The 407-nt window shown below is 60.9% G+C and carries 1 protein-coding gene; it reads left to right on the plus strand.

All coding sequences use genetic code 11. The annotated features are described in order from the left end of the window. Positions 1 to 154: 154 nt before the first annotated feature. On the plus strand, positions 155 to 407 hold a 253-nt coding region (locus IO33_RS45385), incomplete at its 3' end, for a hypothetical protein (RefSeq protein ID WP_157858091.1).

A 407-nucleotide genomic window follows, 5' to 3' on the forward strand; every position in this document is an offset into this window, starting at 1 on the left:
GTTATCCACAGGCCGAAGCCCCGATGATGTGCCCTTTTGGCGATTAGAAGCCCAGGTCGCGGCCGCCAAAACAGCACATCATCGGGGCTTCGGCCTGTGGATAACCCTCGCTCAGGAGTCATTTCGGTCATGGGCGTTGATCACACTCGCCTTCATGGGGGAACTTCCGACAGGCCCGATGAGGGTTGAGCAACTTGTTGACATGATGTCGCGCTATCAGATGCGCGAGAACTACCGGCCGCTGTTTCGCGGGGTCTGGGTCAGAAACGACCACCACGTCGACTTCACGTCGTTGAGCTACGCGGCGGGGCTCGCCTACCCGGGAAATGACCATGATCTGCCAGGAATCCTCTGCGGGTGGTCGGCGGCGGATCTGTGGGGCAACGCCTACCGGCCGATCGACGCAC

It is taken from the genome of Streptomyces durhamensis (genome assembly GCF_000725475.1).
Classification (GTDB): domain Bacteria; phylum Actinomycetota; class Actinomycetes; order Streptomycetales; family Streptomycetaceae; genus Streptomyces; species Streptomyces filipinensis.